Source organism: Segatella hominis (assembly GCF_004535825.1).
Classification (GTDB): Bacteria; Bacteroidota; Bacteroidia; order Bacteroidales; family Bacteroidaceae; genus Prevotella; species Prevotella hominis.
Window position 1 is genome coordinate 1 of sequence record NZ_SGVY01000096.1, and the last position, 3818, is coordinate 3818.

8 protein-coding genes and 2 pseudogenes are annotated in these 3818 nt (G+C 35.7%); 2 read left to right on the forward strand and 8 right to left on the reverse strand.

Going from position 1 to position 3818, the window contains the following annotated elements:
• The 6 genes and pseudogenes from EXN75_RS18415 to EXN75_RS18715 form a co-directional block, all read right to left on the reverse strand.
• Positions 1–178 (reverse strand): annotated as a pseudogene (locus EXN75_RS18415) (IS982 family transposase); the annotation flags it as partial.
• Complete coding sequence (locus EXN75_RS18075) at positions 151–693, reverse strand: FISUMP domain-containing protein (protein ID WP_223176171.1); 543 nt, start codon at positions 691–693, stop codon at positions 151–153. The gene EXN75_RS18075 and the pseudogene EXN75_RS18415, both read right to left, overlap by 28 nt.
• 238 nt (positions 694–931) lie before the next feature.
• Positions 932–1276: a four helix bundle protein gene (locus EXN75_RS16960; protein WP_134844716.1), complete on the reverse strand. Its 345-nt coding sequence runs from the start codon at positions 1274–1276 to the stop codon at positions 932–934.
• 35 nt (positions 1277–1311) lie between these two features.
• Positions 1312–1659: a four helix bundle protein gene (locus tag EXN75_RS16965; protein WP_134844717.1), complete on the reverse strand. Its 348-nt coding sequence runs from the start codon at positions 1657–1659 to the stop codon at positions 1312–1314.
• Positions 1660–1764: 105 nt separating this feature from the next.
• Entirely contained in the window at positions 1765–2589 is an 825-nt protein-coding gene (locus tag EXN75_RS16970) for a fibrobacter succinogenes major paralogous domain-containing protein (RefSeq protein ID WP_134844718.1), read from the reverse strand.
• Between the two features lie 17 nt (positions 2590–2606).
• On the reverse strand, positions 2607–2690 hold the full coding sequence (locus EXN75_RS18715; RefSeq protein WP_408005977.1) for a hypothetical protein: 84 nt from the start codon (positions 2688–2690) through the stop codon (positions 2607–2609).
• Here EXN75_RS18715 and EXN75_RS17925 point away from each other — a divergent pair.
• Positions 2668–2820 (forward strand): hypothetical protein, encoded by a 153-nt coding sequence (locus EXN75_RS17925; protein ID WP_167639578.1) that lies wholly within the window; start codon positions 2668–2670, stop codon positions 2818–2820. The genes EXN75_RS18715 and EXN75_RS17925 overlap by 23 nt on opposite strands.
• Before the next feature lie 139 nt (positions 2821–2959).
• Here the strand turns inward: EXN75_RS17925 and EXN75_RS16980 are convergent, their stop codons facing one another.
• Positions 2960–3130, reverse strand: a complete 171-nt coding sequence (locus EXN75_RS16980; RefSeq protein ID WP_167639577.1) for a hypothetical protein — start codon at positions 3128–3130, stop codon at positions 2960–2962.
• Between the two features lie 124 nt (positions 3131–3254).
• Positions 3255–3563, reverse strand: coding sequence for a winged helix-turn-helix transcriptional regulator (locus tag EXN75_RS16985; RefSeq protein ID WP_134844720.1), 309 nt, complete (start codon positions 3561–3563; stop codon positions 3255–3257).
• Between the two features lie 77 nt (positions 3564–3640).
• Between EXN75_RS16985 and EXN75_RS18420 the strand changes: the two are divergent.
• A pseudogene (locus EXN75_RS18420) lies at positions 3641–3818 on the forward strand (IS982 family transposase); the annotation flags it as partial.

The following is a 3818-nucleotide window of genomic DNA, read 5'->3' on the forward strand; positions in this document are numbered from 1 at the left end:
ACTCCTGGGCGAGGAATATTTCCTAGCTCATTAACTAAATTTTTGGAGAAATCCTTGCATATCTCAAGAATTTTTACGAAATTTGCATACAAGTTGTGCATAGCGTGAAATATATAACTTTATAATTTGACACTACAAAGTTACTAAAAATCAACGAGATGCACAACTTTTTCTCCATAAAAATATACTAATTTTCAGGCGGTTTTTTAATTCCGCCAACAGGTTTACAATAAAACAAATACTTGATTTTGGGGTGTATTTGCGTTCAATAATCTCATTGGCTAAAGCAAATAAATTCGCTTCCAGATGCTTTTCAAATGCAAGGGCATTAATGGTATTCCGCTTGTTTTTTCGTGCATCAAAATAAGCTTGGAACAAATCGAGCGTAATTTTATCCCTGTCTATTTCTGAAAACAAATTGAGTTGCTGCATCCTTTGTTTTTTAAAAAACCACGGAGAAATAATCCCCGTGGCTGTGTTTTCCTTCAAATCCCTTACACAACGAACTGAAAAGCCAATCTTCTTATTGTTGTTGTTATTGTTCAGATTGTTGTTATTGTAATTCAGGTTCCGGTTGTTGGCGTTATTTGTATTGTTCTCTGTAGAACTCCACCAGTTACCGTTGTTTCCAATATTGTTGAAATTTCCATTATTGTTACGGTTGCCACCCGGAAGAGCTGTAAAAGTAACCACTTAATTTGTCGCACTGGCATTCTCAGCCCGTGAAATCTTTTATAGCTAACAAAGAGTTGAAAGTTTGTAAAGTTCATAAAGTTTGAAAGTTTTTTATGCTTTACAAACTTTATGCTTTCAACTTTACAACTCATTTGCCAGCGGGCTACCGGATTTAAAATTGCTCGCTCCGGCAAACAATAGCTTACCGAACTCAGGCGGAAAACTTCTTTAGTTGAAAGTTTGTAAAGTTGAAAGTTCATAAAGTTTTAATTAAACCTGAAAGAATTTTAGAAATCTCTTCTGAAAGTGCAAAAAGAGATTCGAAATCATCATTAGATATTTTGTTCAATTCTTTTGCTAAATACAGCATGGAGCGAACTTCGCCACAAGAGCCTTTGGCGATAAATAAAAAATGTTTGAATTCATTATTGCTTTTTCGTTCAAAACCTTCGGCAATATTGTTCATTACAGAAACCGAAGCTCTTTGTATTTGGTCTTTAAAGCCAAAATCCTTACTGTTTTCAAATAATTGATATACCTGAATCGTAAGTTCTTTAGCTTTTTGCCATGCAATAATATCTTCAAACCTATCGAACTTCATACTTTCAACTTTACAAACTTTTAACTTTATGAACTTTACAAACTTTTAACTGACTTTTGCCATCCACTTAATTGTTTTGATACATTTTCGACTGCCTGATTTATTTTAACGAATTTTTGAAGGTTTATTTGTTTCATGTCTTTCATTACACGTATAAGCAAACGAATTACCTCTATTTGCTCTCGTGCCATTTGAAGCACATCGGATTTTTGATACCTTGTATTGGCACGATAAATCAAGGTAAGCAGTTCTATTGTTTCTTTCTTCAAACTCTCACCTACGGTATATTTATACTCTTTGCTAAAATCCTTTGTAAACTGGAAAATAGCCAAAAGTAAATCATAAGTTGCTTTATATACCGGTAGTTCGTTATAATGTGCCATTTTCAAAAAAATTCGACCGGTTATTCGCTATTGCTCATGAGCTCCTTTCAGTCGGTTCGCGGAAATAAACAAATAAATCAAATAGTCAAATGAATCAAATAAATTCTAATCCCTTACGCAACGGACAGAAAACCCCAACTCCTTATGGTTGGTGCCCCTGTCTACATCGCTGCTACCGTAGTTCATGCTCCGGTTCCAGGCGTAACTGGCACTGTACTCAGTAGCACTCCACCAGCTACCGTCGCTACCAATGTCGAGGAATGACCCACTGCTGAGACGGTAGCCACCCGGAAGGGCTGTAAAGCCGGTTTCGTTGGTTGCACCGGTCCTTAGATTGCTCCAATGCGTACTTCCGGTTTCTTTAAGTTTATCACCGGCAACGCTTGTTCCGCCAAGGTAATCGGTTAATTCTGTCCACTCTGCATCGCTTGGTACATGCCACCCTGTTGGGCAGAGTTTTCCTGTATTTACCGCATGCCAATTGTATAACTTACCGTATGTTTCAGAATTTGATGGGGTATTACCATAATCACATAATGCCCCGGTGGTTAATTCCCTCCATGCTGTGTTATCAGTTACATTTGGTATAGCTATACCATCGTTATATTTTGTGACTTTTAAGTTTTCAGCCATCCATGTTTGGGTGCCTATAGTTACCGTTTTATAGGTATTACCATCAATATCTGTTATAGAACCATATGTAATATTTGGGTTAAACACAATATCACCATTATTTGTATTGTTCCCTTCAAGCGTTGGTTTATAGAATATTACGCTGTTAACCTCTGTGTTTACATTGTACTGACCTGCTATTGCAACTGATTTCATTATATACATGGTGTCGTTTTGGGCAAAAACAGACGAAAATGATAAGACGAAAGTTAAAAACGTTGCTAATGATACTTTTTTTAGTGTATTTATTGTTTTCATAATTTTGTCCTCCTTGTTTATTGTTTAATGATTTTTACTGTTTTAATTTCTGTAGCATTGCTGTAACGGCAAAGGTAAATGCCTGTAGGCAAACGTTTCACAAAATTAGATATTGCCTATGAAATCGGACGCCATGAACCATATCATCCTGCTTCCCTATATTGGGACAGCTTACACCGAAAGGAACTGGTAACTTTCTTCAATGATATGTTTGGAACTGATATAGCATGAACAGACGGCGGATTTTTCCGCCGTTACTTTTTCCATGACTAACTAAACGGACAGGGAGAAAAAGTAACAAAAAGCCTATTAAATAAACAATCCGAAACTTTTGGTAGGTTTCGGATTGACAATTATGCTGTATAAAAAACTATTCTGTCGTTATAGTTTCAAATAATTTAATCCACTTGTCTTTTAAGTCTGTGGGTATAGATTCCATCGTTTTTTCAAAACGATTTTGGATTGCACGAGCAATCTCAACTTTCCAACCATCATTTAATGTTACATTATATTTTTTAGCCCAATCTTCTATTTGATTCACAATGTATGTATCCGAGAAATTGTAATAGCTGCCACAAAACAACTCAGCTAAATTATATTATCGATAGAAATAGTGCCTATATATTCTTTGGATATATAAGCACTGTTTTTTATTTAAAGTCCATTTAGTCTTCATCTTCAGCATTAAACAACTCCTCATAGAACTTTCTATTTTCCTCGCCCCATTGGTCCAATGCGTCTAGAATAGGAAATGCGGAACGACCTAAATCAGTCAGAAAATACTCAGTACGAGGTGGTTGTTCTGCATAAATTTTTCTATCTATAATCTTATACTCCAACAATTCTTTAAGTTGTTGATTTATTACACGTTCTGTTGCATCAGGCACCTCCTTGAATATCAGACTTGGGCGTAGTGGCTTATCTCGAAGTGCTTCTATGATGCAAATTTTCCACTTTCCGCCAAGCACCTGCATAGCAATGCTATAACCACATTCTAGATATATAACCTGTTGGCGGAATTAAAAAACCGCCTGAAAATTAGTATATTTTTATGGAGAAAAAGTTGTGCATCTCGTTGATTTTTAGTAACTTTGTAGTGTCAAATTATAAAGTTATATATTTCACGCTATGCACAACTTGTATGCAAATTTCGTAAAAATTCTTGAGATATGCAAGGATTTCTCCAAAAATTTAGTTAATGAGCTAGGAAATATTCCTCGCCCAGGAGT